Origin of the sequence: Streptomyces sp. NPDC020801, from assembly GCF_044334385.1 — a bacterium.
Classification (GTDB): Bacteria; Actinomycetota; Actinomycetes; order Streptomycetales; family Streptomycetaceae; genus Streptomyces.
In genome coordinates this window covers 316,099-329,644 of record NZ_JBIRST010000004.1, presented here as the reverse complement: position 1 = coordinate 329,644, position 13,546 = coordinate 316,099, and the positions used below count along the sequence as shown (strand labels likewise).

At 73.0% G+C, this 13,546-nt stretch carries 11 protein-coding genes and 1 tRNA gene; 7 read left to right on the top strand and 5 right to left on the bottom strand.

Annotated features, from left to right (window positions below):
* Positions 1 to 7 precede the first annotated feature (7 nt).
* Both ACH4UM_RS11300 and ACH4UM_RS11295 read left to right on the top strand, forming a co-directional pair.
* Positions 8 to 1,342, top strand: coding sequence for a phosphoribosyltransferase family protein (locus tag ACH4UM_RS11300; protein ID WP_398176455.1), 1,335 nt, complete (start codon positions 8 to 10; stop codon positions 1,340 to 1,342).
* A gap of 249 nt (positions 1,343 to 1,591) precedes the next feature.
* Positions 1,592 to 2,731: a CapA family protein gene (locus tag ACH4UM_RS11295; RefSeq protein ID WP_398176453.1), complete on the top strand. Its 1,140-nt coding sequence runs from the start codon at positions 1,592 to 1,594 to the stop codon at positions 2,729 to 2,731.
* 90 nt (positions 2,732 to 2,821) lie between these two features.
* Here ACH4UM_RS11295 and polX read toward each other — a convergent pair whose 3' ends face one another.
* Complete coding sequence (gene polX / locus ACH4UM_RS11290) at positions 2,822 to 4,549, bottom strand: DNA polymerase/3'-5' exonuclease PolX (protein ID WP_398176451.1); 1,728 nt, start codon at positions 4,547 to 4,549, stop codon at positions 2,822 to 2,824.
* An 88-nt stretch (positions 4,550 to 4,637) separates the two neighbouring features.
* Positions 4,638 to 4,725: transfer RNA gene (locus ACH4UM_RS11285), tRNA-Leu, on the bottom strand.
* Positions 4,726 to 4,937: 212 nt separating this feature from the next.
* Here ACH4UM_RS11285 and ACH4UM_RS11280 point away from each other — a divergent pair.
* From ACH4UM_RS11280 to ACH4UM_RS11270, 3 genes are all read left to right on the top strand, one after another.
* Entirely contained in the window at positions 4,938 to 6,263 is a 1,326-nt protein-coding gene (locus tag ACH4UM_RS11280; RefSeq protein WP_398176449.1) for a M20/M25/M40 family metallo-hydrolase, read from the top strand.
* A 154-nt stretch (positions 6,264 to 6,417) separates the two neighbouring features.
* On the top strand, positions 6,418 to 6,651 hold the full coding sequence (gene chpH / locus ACH4UM_RS11275) for a chaplin ChpH (protein ID WP_398176447.1): 234 nt from the start codon (positions 6,418 to 6,420) through the stop codon (positions 6,649 to 6,651).
* A 193-nt stretch (positions 6,652 to 6,844) separates the two neighbouring features.
* Positions 6,845 to 7,627 carry a chaplin gene (locus tag ACH4UM_RS11270; protein ID WP_398176445.1) on the top strand — a complete coding sequence of 261 codons (783 nt, stop codon included), beginning with the start codon at positions 6,845 to 6,847 and terminating at the stop codon, positions 7,625 to 7,627.
* Between the two features lie 139 nt (positions 7,628 to 7,766).
* Here ACH4UM_RS11270 and ACH4UM_RS11265 read toward each other — a convergent pair whose 3' ends face one another.
* On the bottom strand, positions 7,767 to 7,955 hold the full coding sequence (locus tag ACH4UM_RS11265; protein WP_030244084.1) for a DUF5703 family protein: 189 nt from the start codon (positions 7,953 to 7,955) through the stop codon (positions 7,767 to 7,769).
* Between the two features lie 47 nt (positions 7,956 to 8,002).
* On the opposite strand from ACH4UM_RS11265, the gene ACH4UM_RS11260 reads away from it, so the two are divergent.
* Positions 8,003 to 8,737: a hypothetical protein gene (locus tag ACH4UM_RS11260; protein ID WP_398176443.1), complete on the top strand. Its 735-nt coding sequence runs from the start codon at positions 8,003 to 8,005 to the stop codon at positions 8,735 to 8,737.
* Positions 8,738 to 8,851: 114 nt separating this feature from the next.
* On the opposite strand, the gene ACH4UM_RS11255 is transcribed toward ACH4UM_RS11260, so the two are convergent.
* Together ACH4UM_RS11255 and ACH4UM_RS11250 are read right to left on the bottom strand one after the other, a co-directional pair.
* On the bottom strand, positions 8,852 to 11,269 hold the full coding sequence (locus ACH4UM_RS11255) for a helix-hairpin-helix domain-containing protein (protein ID WP_398176441.1): 2,418 nt from the start codon (positions 11,267 to 11,269) through the stop codon (positions 8,852 to 8,854).
* Positions 11,266 to 12,249, bottom strand: coding sequence for an aldo/keto reductase (locus ACH4UM_RS11250; RefSeq protein ID WP_398176439.1), 984 nt, complete (start codon positions 12,247 to 12,249; stop codon positions 11,266 to 11,268). The genes ACH4UM_RS11255 and ACH4UM_RS11250 overlap by 4 nt, the downstream gene beginning before the upstream one ends.
* A gap of 175 nt (positions 12,250 to 12,424) precedes the next feature.
* Here ACH4UM_RS11250 and ACH4UM_RS11245 point away from each other — a divergent pair, with 175 nt between their 5' ends.
* The gene (locus ACH4UM_RS11245) at positions 12,425 to 13,480 is read left to right on the top strand and encodes an LLM class F420-dependent oxidoreductase (protein WP_398176437.1); all 1,056 of its coding nucleotides are present in this window, start codon (positions 12,425 to 12,427) and stop codon (positions 13,478 to 13,480) included.
* The last annotated feature ends 66 nt before the right edge of the window (positions 13,481 to 13,546 follow it).

The following is a 13,546-nucleotide window of genomic DNA, read 5'->3' as shown; positions in this document are numbered from 1 at the left end:
CCGCACGGTGCTCTTCACGGACCGGCTCGAAGCGGGACGCCGGCTGGGCGCCCGCCTGGAACACCTCGCCGGCCAGGACGTCGTGGTGCTCGGACTTCCCCGCGGCGGAGTGCCCGTGGCCGCGCAGGTCGCCGAGGCGCTCGGCGCGCCGCTGGACGTCTGCCTGGTACGGAAGCTGGGCGTGCCGAGCCAGCCCGAGCTGGCCATGGGCGCGATCGGTGAGGACGGCGTGCGCGTGATCAGCCAGGAGGTCATGCGCGAGGCGCACGTCCCGCCGGAGGCACTGGCCCGGGTCGAGGAGCGCGAGCGCCGCGAGCTCGAGCGGCGGGCCGTGAGCTACCGGGGGGCGCGGCCTCCGGTAGTCGTGGCCGGGCGCACCGTCGTGGTCGTCGACGACGGGGTGGCCACCGGATCGACCGCGCGGGCGGCCTGCCGGACGGTACGGGCCCGTGGTGCGGCGCGGATCGTCCTGGCGGTCCCCGTCGCACCGCCCGACTGGACGCTGCGGCTCGGCGGCGAGGCCGACGAACTGGTCTGTCTGTCCACCCCCCGCGGCTTCTTCGCGGTCGGTCAGTTCTACGAGGACTTCGCCCAGCTCGACGACGCCGACGTGATCGCCTGCCTGCGGAGCGCGCCCTCCGGCGGAGGCCGCTCGGTGGACCGGATGGACCAGGAGGACCAGATGGACCCGGAGTACCAGGTGGACCAGGAGGTGGAGATCGCGGCCGGCGCCGTGCGGCTGGGCGGGCGGCTGACCGTACCCGGGGAGGCGGCCGGGATCGTGCTCTTCGCGCACGGCAGCGGCAGCGGACGGCACAGCCCGCGCAACCGGTTCGTGGCCTCGGGCCTGAACCGGGCCGGTCTCGCCACCCTGCTGTTCGACCTGCTCACCGAGGAGGAGGCGCGCGACCGGGGCAACGTGTTCGACACCGGGCTGCTGTCCGCGCGGCTCGCCGCCGCCACTCAATGGCTGCAGGGCCGGCCCGAGGCCGAGGGGCTCGCCGTCGGCTACTTCGGTGCCAGCACCGGGGCGGCCGCCGCCCTGTGGGCCGCCGCGGAACCGGACGCGCGCATCGCCGCCGTCGTCTCCCGGGGCGGTCGCCCCGACCTCGCCGGACCGCGGCTCCCGTACGTGACCGCCCCCACGCTGCTCGTCGTCGGCGGCGCCGACCTGACCGTGCTGGACCTCAACCGGCGGGCCCAGGCCCGGCTGCGCTGCGAGAACCGGCTCACGATCGTTCCCGGCGCGACCCACCTCTTCGAGGAGCCCGGCGCCCTGGAGACGGTGACCGACCTGGCACGCGAGTGGTTCACGGACCACATGGCGCCGGCACACGTCTGACCGCGCCCGCCCCACGCCCGCCGTGCCGAGGCCGCCGTGCCGAGGTCGCCGTCCCGACTTGCGTGTCCGCCGCCACGTGGAGGCCCGTGCGGGACCCGTGTCAGGCGTGTGACCGGGCCACGTCGGTCCGCGAACCCCGGGACGCGGGCGTGTGCGCTCGCGGGTGTTCGCGTCACCGGCCGCCCGGCCGCCCCGGCCGCGGCCGCCGTCCGTCTCGTGCGCCGGCCGCGATCGTCTTAGCTTGGGAGCATGAACAAGGGTGTGGTCACCCTCTTCCTCGCCGGTGACGTCATGCTCGGCCGGGGCGTCGACCAGATCCTGCCGCACCCCGGGAATCCGGCCCTGCGGGAGACGTACCTGCACGACGCCCGCGACTACGTCGGCCTCGCGGAGGACGTGAACGGCCCGATCCCCCGGCCGGTGGACTTCTCCTGGCCCTGGGGCGAGGCACTGCCGGTCCTGGACCGTGCCGCACCCCACGTGCGGGTGATCAATCTGGAGACCGCGGTCACGCAGGACGGGGACTTCGCCCCGGGCAAGGGTGTCCACTACCGGATGAACCCGGCCAATCTCCCCTGTCTGGCCATGGCGCGTCCGGACGTCTGCGTGCTGGCCAACAACCACGTGCTCGACTTCGGTCCCCTTGGTCTGCGGGAGACGCTGGACTCCCTGGCGGCCGCCGGGCTGCGTACGTCCGGGGCGGGCCCGGACGCGGTCGCGGCCGGGCGGCCGGCGACCGTCCCGCTGCGGGAAGGCGGACGCGTGCTGGTCTTCTCCTTCGGGATGCCGTCCAGCGGGATCCCGCACAGCTGGGCCGCCACCGCCGAGCGTGCAGGGGTCGACCTCGTCGCCGCGCCGACCGCGGCCGCGGCCGCCGCCTTCGCCGACCGGCTGCGGCAGGTCGAGCGGCCGGGCGACATCGTGATCGCCTCGGTCCACTGGGGCGCCAACTGGGGATACACCGTCTCCCGCGACGAGATCCGGTTCGCCCACGCGCTCGTCGACGCCGGCGCGGACATCGTCCACGGCCACTCCTCGCACCACCCACGCCCGCTGGAGGTGTACCGGGGCAGGCTCGTCCTGTACGGCTGCGGCGACCTCGTCGACGACTACGAGGGCATCGGCGGCTACGAGCGCTACCGGGACGACCTTCGGCTGCTGTACCTGGTGTCGGCCGAGTCCGGCACCGGCCGGCTGACCGGCCTGCGCATGGTGCCCCTGCAGGCGCGCCGGATGCGCCTGGAGCACGCGTCGGACGAGGACACCGAATGGCTGCGCACGGCGCTCGACCGGTGCGGCCGGGACTTCGGCAGCCGGATCGAGCACGGAGAGGACGGCACGCTCACTGTGCGGCCCCTGCTCCCCCCGAGCGCGGGTGCGGCGCCGTAGGGCCCGCGCTGCGGGGGCGGTGCTGCATGGCCGGTGCTGCATGGCCGGTGCTGCAAGGCCGGTGCTGCAAGGCCGGTGCTGCAAAGCCGCTCAGCCCGGCCCGCTCTTGGCCAGGAACCGGCGCAGCCGGCGCAGCGGCCAGGTGTTGATCACGTCGTCCGCGGTCAGCCAGCCGCGCTGTGCCGTCCCCACGCCGTAGCGCAGGTACGCGAGGTGGAGGACGGAGTGGGCGTCGGTGTCCACCGCGAACCTCACGCCGTACCGCTTGGCACGCAGGATGTCCTCGTCGCACAGGTCGAGGCGGTCGGGCTGGGAGTTGACCTCCAGCGCGGTGCCGGTGCGCGCGCAGGCGGCGAAGACCTCGTCCCAGTCGGCGTCGACCCCAGCCCGCCTGCCGATCAGCCGGGTCCTCGGGTGGCCGATGACATGGACGTGCGGGTTCTCGCAGGCCCGCACCAGCCGCCTGGTCATCGCCCTGCGGTCCAGGTCGAAGTGGGAGTGCAGGGAGGCCACGCAGAGGTCGAAGCCCGCCAGGAAGCCGTCGGGCCAGTCGAGTTCCCCGTCGGGACCGATGTTGAGCTCGGTTCCGTGCAGCAGCCGCATGCCTCGGTGGACGCCGTCCAGGGCCCGCAGCTGCTCCCGCTGCGCGAGGATCTTCTCGTCGGTCATGCGCTGCATGTACAGGCGGGGTGCGTGGTCGGTGACCGCGTAGTAGGCGTAACCGCGTTCGGCGGCGGCCGCCACCATCGTCTCCAGCGGCGCCAGTCCGTCGGTGAGGTCCGTGTGGGTGTGCAGGTCCCCGCGGATGCTCCGCTCGGTCACCACCTGCGGCAGCTCGCCGCGCAGCGCGGCCTCGATCTCCCCCCGGTCCTCGCGCAGCGTGGGCGGGATCCACGGCAGGCCGAGGCGGGCGTACACCTCCTCCTCGGTGCGGGAGGCCAGTGACCGGCCGCTCTCGGCATCGAACAGCCCGTACTCGGACAGCTTCAGCCCCTCGTGGACGGCGATGGTGCGGGTGCGGATGTTGTGGGCCTTGGAACCGGTGAAGTACTGCAGTCCGGCCCCCCACGAGTCCGGCGGCAACACCCGCAGGTCGACCTGCAGGCCCCTGCCGGTGCGGATCGACGTCTTCTTCGGGCCGTGGGCGATCACCTCTGCGGTGGACGGCCAAGCGGCGAGCGCGTCCATGAAGGGGGCGGACCGCTCGGCGGCGACAAGGATGTCGACGTCGCCGACGGTCTCCTTCATACGGCGCAGGGAACCGGCGTAGGCACAGCGCTTGCAGCCGGTGATCCCGGACAGCTCGGCGACGATCTCCTCGGCGGTGCCGAGGGCCAGGTGCAGCGGGACCCGGGCACCGGCCTGCCGCATGAGGGCGATGCCGTGGGCGATGTTGTCCTGCGTCTTCTCGCCGAAACCCCTCAGATCGCGCAGCGCGTCCGCGGCGATGGCGTCGGCGAGCTGGGCCACCGACGAGATGTGCAGGTCCTCATGGAGCCGCAGCGCCTTCTTCGGACCGAGCGTGGGAATCGCGATGAGCTCCCGCACCCCGGCGGGGATCCGCGCCCGGCGTTCCTCGACCACCGCGACGCTGCCGGTGCGCAGATACTCGAGGACCTTCTCGGCGATCGACCTGCCGACGTTCGGGATCTCGCGCAGCCCTTCGGCGTCCAGGTGCGAGATGTCGACGGGGTACCCGCCGATGGCACGCGCGGCCTTCTCGTAGGCGCGCACCTTGAAGGCGTCGCCTCCCGTGATCGCGACGAGGTCCGCGTACTCCTGAAGGAGCGCCTCGACCTCCTCGTTGGGCCGGGCCACCTCTCAAGTCTAGGAACCGCGGTGGGCGAAGGCCCAGCCGAAACACCAGAGGTACCGACCGGAATCCGGTCGGCACCTCTGGTGTGTGTGGTGTCCGAGGGGGGACTTGAACCCCCACGCCCGATAAAGGGCACTAGCACCTCAAGCTAGCGCGTCTGCCATTCCGCCACCCGGACGAGGTGTCTGTCGTGCGGGGTCTCCCCGCCGCGACGAGGGAAACATTACCAGGCTTTCGGGCGGCTCCGATCACCTCCGTCGGCGTCCCGGCCCGGCGTGAACGGCGTGTGACGGGCCGGGTGCTCCCTTGGGGCCGGGCCGGGCGAGAGGGAGGATGAGTGGACCACCGGCACCCTAGGTGGACCACCAGCGCACAGCGGGAGGAAGCAGCGTGAGCGAGACGGACACGGCCAGGGGCGTCACCGGCGAGGACGAGGTCGTGGACCTCTGCCGCGAGCTGATCCAGATCGACACCAGCAACTACGGCGACCACTCGGGCCCGGGCGAGCGCCGGGCCGCCGAGTACGTCGCGGAGAAGCTCGCCGAGGTGGGGCTGGAGCCGAAGATCTTCGAGTCGCACCCCGGCCGCGCCTCCACCGTGGCCCGCATCGAGGGCACGGACCCGTCCCGGCCCGCGCTGCTCATCCACGGGCACACCGACGTCGTACCCGCCAACGCCGTCGACTGGACCCACCACCCCTTCTCCGGCGAGGTCGCGGACGGGTGCGTGTGGGGGCGCGGCGCGGTCGACATGAAGGACATGGACGCGATGACGCTGGCGGTCGTGCGCGACCGGCTGCGCGGCGGGCGCAGGCCCCCGCGCGACATCGTGCTCGCCTTCCTCGCCGACGAGGAGGCGGGCGGCACGTACGGCGCACGCCACCTGGTCGACAACCACCCGGACCTGTTCGAGGGCGTCACCGAGGCGATCAGCGAGGTCGGCGGCTTCTCCTTCACGGTCAGCGAGCAGCGCCGGCTCTATCTGATCCAGACGGCCGAGAAGGGCATGCACTGGATGAAGCTGACCGTCGCGGGCACCGCCGGGCACGGCTCGATGATCCACCGGGACAACGCCATCACCGAGCTGTCCGAGGCCGTCGCGCGGCTCGGGCGGCACCGGTTCCCGGTACGGGTGACCAAGACCACCAGGGCCTTCCTCGACGAACTGGGCGACGCCCTCGGCACCGAGCTGGACCCGGAGAACATGGAGGGGACCCTCGCCAAGCTCGGCGGCATCGCCAAGCTCATCGGCGCGACTCTGAGCAACACCGCCAACCCCACGCAGCTGGGCGCCGGTTACAAGGTCAACGTCATTCCCGGCGAGGCCACGGCGCACGTCGACGGGCGCTTCCTGCCCGGCTTCGAGCAGGAGTTCCTCGCCGACCTCGACCGGATCCTCGGACCCCGGGTCAAGCGCGAGGACGTGCACTGCGACAAGGCCGTCGAGACCACCTTCGACGGGGCGCTGGTGGAGGCGATGCAGTCCGCGCTGGTGGCCGAGGACCCGGCCGCCAAGGCCATTCCGTACATGCTCTCCGGCGGCACGGACGCCAAGTCCTTCGACGACCTGGGCATCCGGGGCTTCGGATTCGCTCCGCTCAAGCTGCCGCCGGAGCTGGACTTCGCGGGCATGTTCCACGGCGTGGACGAGCGGGTGCCGGTGGACGGGCTGAAGTTCGGGGTGCGCGTCCTCGACCGGTTCATCGACGCGTCCTGACGGTGGTCATCGGACGACCTCGGTAATCGGCCGCGCGTGCGGAGCCGACTGAGAAGAGTGAATGAGACCATAGGCTCGTAGCTCCATCAGCCCCTCCTCGTTACAGGTGGTGCGATCAGTAAGACGAGATCGCTTTTGCCAACGAGGAGGAATAATGATCAAGAAGGTCGTCGCTGCCGCGGTTGCCACCGGTGGGCTGGTTCTCGCGGGTGCGGGCCTCGCCGCCGCCGACTCCGGTGCCCAGGGTGCCGCCGTGCAGTCCCCGGGTGTCCTCTCCGGCAACGTCGTCCAGGTGCCCGTGCACGTGCCGGTGAACGTCTGCGGCAACACGATCTCGGTGATCGGGCTGCTGAACCCCACCTTCGGCAACACCTGCATCAACCACTGACGTTGCGCCCCGCCCCGTGAGGGTCTGACTCCATCGGCTCCGTGGGGGTCTGAATCCGTCGGCCCCGGAGCGCACGCCATGCGCTCCGGGGTCGACCGGTTTGCTTCGCGCGGTCGCAACGGCAATTTCCGTGCAGGTTGCGAACGCGCGTTCCGGAAGGTTCGAAAAAGGTCGAAGGCAGGGATTCATCACTATGCGACAGGTCACCCGCAAGGGCCTGATGACCGTGGCCGCAGCCACCGGCGTGATCGCCGCCGCGAGCGGCTACGCGCACGCCGACGCGGGCGCGACCGGCTCCGCGTCCGACTCGCCGGGCGTGCTGTCCGGCAACACGGTGCAGGCGCCGGTGCACGTGCCGGTGAACGTCTGCGGCAACACCGTCAACGTCGTCGGGCTGCTCAACCCGGCGGTGGGCAACACCTGCGCCAACCACGGCGGCAGCGGCTCGCATGCCGTCGGGCGCACCGGTTCGTCGCCGGGCGTCGGCTCCGGCAACCTCGTCCAGGCGCCGGTCGACGTGCCCGTCAACGTCTGCGGCAACAGCGTCAACGTGGTCGGCGCGGGCAACGCGGCGCTGGGCAACGACTGCGCGAACGGGGGCGGAGACCACCCGGGTAACCCCGGCACTCCGGGTACGCCCGGCACTCCGGGTACGCCCGGCACTCCGGGCACCCCTGGTACGCCAGGCACTCCAGGCACTCCGGGTACGCCTGGCACTCCGGGTACGCCCGGCACCCCGGGGACGCCGGGTCACCCCGGTACGCCGGCCACGCCGCCCTCCAGGAGTGGTGGGACGCCCGGTGGCTCGACGCATGTGAACCAGCCGGGCGCGCAGTCCGTCGCGGCTCCCGCCGGCCGGGCACAGCTCGCCCACACCGGCAGCGATCTGCCGATGGGCGTCGTTGCCCCGGCGGGTGCGGGCGCACTGCTCGCCGGCGCCCTGCTGTACCGCAGGGCGCGGGCCTCGGCCCAGTGAGGCCCCGCGGGTGCGCATGACGGACCGGCCCACATCACAGGGCAGCGCACAGCACAGGGCAGCGCACATGACGATGCGGCGCACATGACAGAGCGGGCCCCGCCTCGGCGGGGCCCGCTCTGGTTCGGGCCGTCTCAGCTCACCACGTGGCGCGCACCTGGCGGATGATCCGCCGGCGCAACCGCACCCTGCGGCTGCCGTCGCGCAGCAGGCTCAGACGGTACAACTCCCAGTGCCCGTACTCTGCGTGGTCCGTCAGCAGACGTGCCGTCTCCTTGCGGGAAACCCCGCGCGGCACGTAGACGTCGACAAATTCGTATTCCGGCATCGCATCTATTGTGCGGGCTGGGGCCCGGTACGGATAGCGTCTGCAGTATGTCTGATGCTGCGCAGCCCACCGCTGCCGAGGTACGCGCCGCCGCCGAGGAGGTCAAGACCGCGCTCGACCGCCATCTGGCCGCGGTCGAACGCAGGTCGGGGGAGGACGACCCGGCCGTCTACGAGGCGTTCAACCAGCTGGCCGCAGCCGCGGAGGCGTACGACGAGCTGCTCTACGACCGCTACGACGAGGTCACGCCCTTCGAGATCCCCGGTGACGACTCGCTGCCGCCGTACACGGGCCCCGAGGAACCGCACGCCATCAGCGTGCTGATCCGCCGCGACTACGCCGTGGCGGAGCCGCAGCGGCTGCTGGCCCTGGCCCAGCGGGTGGAGGCCGCGGACCCCGAGACCGGCGTGGGCACCCCAGAGGGCGCCTCCAGCACGGTGCCCGGCGCGCTCGGCATCCTCTTCGGCGAGTTCGAACCGGACGAGATCGCCTCCCGGCACAAGGAGTTCGGCCTGGAGGAGGGCGACTCCACCCTCTGGGTCACGGCCTCGGACGAGCCCGCCGACCCCGGCGACTGGCTCGAAGCACCCTTCGAGCACGTCGATCCGCAGCTGGTGGTCTGCCGCTTCGACGTCAGCGCCGTCTTCGACGACGAGCTGGAGGAGGACGACGTGGACGGCGTGGACGACGACGTCATCGGCACCGATCTCGACGGGGACGACCTCGACCCGGACCTCGGCGAGGACGAGGACCTGGAACCCATGGAGACGACCGACCGCTGAACGGCGGCGCTCGGTCCCGTGCGGTGGCCTCCACGGCGCCGGGAGCCCCGCGACCGGAGCCGCCGGGATCCCGGAGCTGGAGCCCGCCCGGAGCCGGGCCCGGTCGCCGGGTCCTCAGCCGGCCGGCTGGGCCCGCGCCTGGGTGTGCAGCAGGGCGGGCAGACGGGTGGTGCGGGGCTTGGCCGGGATCTCGGCCACGGCTCGTGGGAGCGCTTGTTCCACGCCGTGCACCACCGACAGATGGCGGCTCGCCCGGCCGAACGCTGTGTAGACCCAGGGCCGGTTGAGCGCCTGCGCCGCGTCGCCGGGCAGCACCACGACCACCGCGGGCCACCGGCCGCAGGCGGCCTGGTGCGCGGTCAGCGCCCAGCCGTGCCGCACACAGCTCTCCACCCGCTCCCTCGGTACGACCACGGGGGCGTCCGAGCAGGACAGGTGCAGGCCCTCGGCGTCGGCCCCCACCACCTGGCCGGGCAGCGTACGGCCGGGAGCGGGGGAGTAGGCGATCCGGTCGCCCGGGTCGAACCCGCCGAAGCGGCCGGGACCCGGGTTGAGCCGTTCCTTGAGCGCCGCGTTGAGCGCGCGGGTGCCCGCCGCGCCGCCGTGGCCCGGGGTGATCACCACGGTCTCCTCGGCCGGGACGCCGATGGCCCGCGGGACGGAGTCCGCGACGAGCTGCACGGTCCGGTGCACGGCCTCGCCCGCGTCCCGCACCGGCACGATCACGACCTCCTTGCCGGGTGCCGCCACCTGGTTCAGCTCGCCGACGCCGATGCCGGAGACCAGCTCGCCCAGCGGGCCGGGGTCCGGTACCCGTGAGGCGATCTGGGGGCACACCCGCGCCGCCAGCAGGTCGGCGAAGACCCGCCCGGGCCCTACGGACCACAGCACGCCCGGGTCCCCGGCCCACACCAGCCGGGCCCCGTCCGGCAGCGACTCCACCAGCAGGGCCGCCGTCTCGACGTCCAGCTGGGGAGCGTCGAGCACGACGAGGAGGTCCAGGTCGAGCGCGCCTTCGGCGTCCCGGCCCGGCCCCTCGGCGCCGGACAGCAGTCCGGCCACCGTGACGACGGCGGGACCGGCTCCCTCGGTGGGCCCGTCCGCCTGCCGGAACCGCCGGAGCAGTTCGGCGAAGCCGTCCCGGCCGAGCGGGCCGTGCGTGGCGGCCCAGGCCCGCAACCCGAGCCGGTGTGCCTCGCCCAGCAGCCGGGCCGGCTCGACGCGGGACGCCTCCCCGCCCGTGTGCAGGACCAGGCCGTGGCCCGCGACCGCACGGACCAGATCGGCGGCGGAGCCCTGGGCGGAGGCGGCGGCCCGCTCCCAGCCCTCGGCCGAACCGTCCTCCTTCGGCACGGAGTTGATCAGCCGGGCCAGTCCGTCGGCGAGGCTCTCCTCGGCCAGCGCGTACCGTTCGAGCCCGACCAGAACCCGTACCGGACGCCGATCCTGCCCGTCCTCACCCTCGTCCCCCTCGTGCCCCTCGTCCCCCTCGTTTCCGTCCTCGTACCCGCCCGGGTCGTGGGCGGCGGCCACCGGAGCGGGCGCGTGAGCGGGAACGCCCGTCTCCTCCAGGGCGTCCTGGAACACCAGGGCCTCGCCCTCCGCCAGCGCGCTCTGCAGGGCCGCGTCGGGGTCCGGCACGCCCCGCTGGGCCAGGGCGGCGGTGAGCGCGGGTGCCTCCAGGGCCGTATGACCGGCGAGGGCGGCCTGCTCCAGGAGCCAGCCGATGAAGGCCCGGCCGCGTCGCTCGTCCTCGGGGCGGCACTCCGCGCCGAGCAGGGCCCGCGCGAACCCGTCGGCCTGCTCCGGCCGCACACCGGGGATGCGCAGCAACTGCCAGGGGTCGGCGCGCAGGGCCTCCTGCGCGCCCTCGCCGAGGGCCGTCGCGACCTGAGGGGCCAGGGCGTCCGGGGCACCGCCCTCGGTCAGCACCTGGCGCACGCCCTGGACGGTCTCCGGTGCGGGGGCGGCCGCCGCGGTGGCCGCCGCGGCCGACACGGGCCCCGGTCGCCGTACCGGCTCGGGAGTGGTCCGGCGTCTTGCGGGCTCCGGTTCGGCGAAGACGGTCGCCGTGGGCTTCTCCCCGCTCTCCACGGCCCGCACCGCGGCGAGCAGATCGGCCGCCTTGCCGCTGAGCTTGGCCCCGCTGTGGATCCGTCCCTTGTTCTCGGCCTTCCGCCGCTCGATCCGCTCCCGCTCGATCCGCTGAGCCGCAAGCTCGGCCTCCGCCTCGGACACCCCGGCGGCGGCCCCGTTCCCCTCACCCGCTACGGCCTCACCCGCTCCGGCTCCACTCGAACCAGCCTCGTCCGAACCAGCCTCGTCCGAACCAGCCTCGTCCGAACCAGCCTCGTCCGAACCAGCCTCGTCCGAACCAGAGTCGCCCGATGCGGCCTCGTCCGCCTCGCTCGCGGCCGAGCCGGGCGGCGTGCTGTCGCCCTCCGGCGCGGCCTGCTTCGGGGCATCGCCCTTCGCCGCAGTGTCCGGGGTCCCCGGCTCGGCTTCCTCCGTGGTCTCCGGCTCCGTGCTCACAGCGTGCTCCAGTCGTGATCGGGATAGCGGTGCACGGGCGCCGACACGTCGTCGAGCGCCCGGCAGATCTCGTCAGGAAGACTAAGCGCCTCCACTGACAATGCCGCCGTGAGCTGCTGCGCGTTGCGCGCGCCGACGATCGGGGCGGCCACGCCGGGCCGGTCCCGGACCCAGGCCAGGGCGACCTGGAGCGGAGTCACCGCCAGCCCGTCCGCCGCCGTCGTCACCGCGTCCACGATGCGGCTCGCCGTGTCGTCGAGGTAGGGCTCGACGAACGGCGCCAGGTGCTCCGAGGCGCCCCGCGAGTCCGGGGGAGTCGCGTTGCGGTACTTGCCGGTCAGTACGCCGCGGCCCAGCGGGGAGGAGGGCAGCATGCCGATGCCCAGGTCCAGCGCGGCCGGCAGCACCTCGCGTTCCACGCCGCGCTGCAGCAGCGAGTACTCCATCTGTGTGCTCGCCAGCCGGGTCCGCACCCCGGGCGCCGCGAGCTGCCAGGTCGCCGCCTTGGCGAGCTGCCAGCCGCAGAAGTTGGAGACTCCCACATAGCGCACCCGGCCGCTGCTGACGGCCAGGTCGAGGGTCTGCAGGGTCTCCTCCAGCGGCGTGCACGGGTCATGGGCATGGACGTGCCAGACGTCGACGTAGTCGGTGCCGAGGCGGGTCAGGGAGTCGTCCAGTGCCGCCAGGAGATGGCCGCGGGAGCCGTCGAAGCGCCGCTCCGGGTCCGGGACGCTGCCCGCCTTCGTCGAGATGACCAGATCACGTCGGGGCACGAGGCCGTCCATGAGGCGCCCGAGCAGGTACTCGGCCTCTCCGTCGCCGTACACGTCCGCCGTGTCGACGAGGGTGCCGCCCGCTTCCCAGAACGCCTTCAGCATGTCCGCGGCGTCGTGCTCGTCGGTGTCCCGGCCCCAGGTGAGGGTGCCGAGGCCGATGCGGGACACGCGCAGGCCCGTACGGCCGAGATGCCTCTGCTCCATGGACGCCGAGATTACTGGCCATGGCTGAGGCGTGGGTCACCTGTGGATAACCCGATTTCCGCTAGCGGAGCCGGGTGGGAGGGCACCGTCACACCGGCCGCCGACTGCCGCATTCCGGGGCCCCGCGCTAGTGTCTCCCGCACAAGGGACGTTACTGATCGGTAAGGGGAGCGGCATGCAGCTCGGGATCAACCTCGGCTACTGGGGTGCCGGGATGGACGCGGACAATCTGGCCGTCGCGCAGGAGGCGGACCGGCTCGGATACGCCGTGTGCTGGGCGGCCGAGGCCTACGGCTCGGACGCGGCCACCGTGCTCGCCTGGGTCGCCGCGCAGACCGAGCGCATCGACGTCGGCTCGGCCATCTTCCAGATCCCGGCCCGGCAGCCGGCGATGACCGCGATGACGGCCGCGACGCTGGACTCGCTGTCCGGCGGCCGCTTCCGCCTCGGCCTCGGCGTCTCCGGCCCGCAGGTCTCCGAGGGCTGGTACGGCGTCAAGTTCGACAAGCCGCTGGCCCGCACCCGCGAGTACGTCGAGATCGTGCGCAAGGCCATGACCCGCGAGCGGCTGTCGTACGACGGCGAGCACTGGACGCTGCCGCTGCCCGGCGGCCCCGGCAAGCCGATCAAGCTGACCGTGCACCCGCAGCGCGAGCACATCCCGCTCTACATCGCCGCCATCGGCCCGAAGAACCTGGAGCAGACCGGCGAGATCGCCGACGGCGCGCTGCTCATCTTCCCCTCCGCCGACCACCTCGAGGAGACCGCGATCAGGCACCTGCGCGCCGGCCGCGAGCGGGCGGGGAAGACCATGGACGGGTTCGATGTGTGCCCGACCCTGCCGCTCGCCGTGGGCGAGGACAAGGACGTGGCCCGGCTCGCGGACACCTTCCGCCCCTACACCGCGCTCTACGTCGGCGGCATGGGCAGCCGCAGGCAGAACTTCTACAACCAGCTCGCCCAGCGCATGGGCTATGAGAAGGAAGCCGCCGAGATCCAGGACAAGTACCTGTCCGGCGACAAGCAGGGCGCCGCGGCAGCCGTGCCGCAGGAGCTCATCGACCAGACCACGCTGCTCGGTTCCGTGGACCGGATCGCGGACCGGATGAAGGCCTACGCGGCGGCCGGTGTCACCACGCTGACCCTGGCCCCCGCCGGCTTCACGCTGGACGAGCGGATCGCCTCGCTCCGCGCCGGCACCGAGGCCCTGGAGCGCGCCGGACTGGCGTGACGCGGCCCTGATCACGCCTCCGGACTTTCCACGGCCGTGGTGGGGGCTCGGGGGTCTTCCCCGCCA

Coding starts and splice junctions, on each gene's coding strand:
- chpH (WP_398176447.1), top strand. CDS start 6,418: ATGATCAAGAAGGTCGTCGCTGCCGCGGTTGCCACCGGTGGGCTGGTT.
- ACH4UM_RS11250 (WP_398176439.1), bottom strand. CDS start 12,249: ATGGAGCAGAGGCATCTCGGCCGTACGGGCCTGCGCGTGTCCCGCATC.
- ACH4UM_RS11265 (WP_030244084.1), bottom strand. CDS start 7,955: ATGCCGGAATACGAATTTGTCGACGTCTACGTGCCGCGCGGGGTTTCC.
- ACH4UM_RS11245 (WP_398176437.1), top strand. CDS start 12,425: ATGCAGCTCGGGATCAACCTCGGCTACTGGGGTGCCGGGATGGACGCG.
- ACH4UM_RS11270 (WP_398176445.1), top strand. CDS start 6,845: ATGCGACAGGTCACCCGCAAGGGCCTGATGACCGTGGCCGCAGCCACC.
- ACH4UM_RS11295 (WP_398176453.1), top strand. CDS start 1,592: ATGAACAAGGGTGTGGTCACCCTCTTCCTCGCCGGTGACGTCATGCTC.
- ACH4UM_RS11260 (WP_398176443.1), top strand. CDS start 8,003: ATGTCTGATGCTGCGCAGCCCACCGCTGCCGAGGTACGCGCCGCCGCC.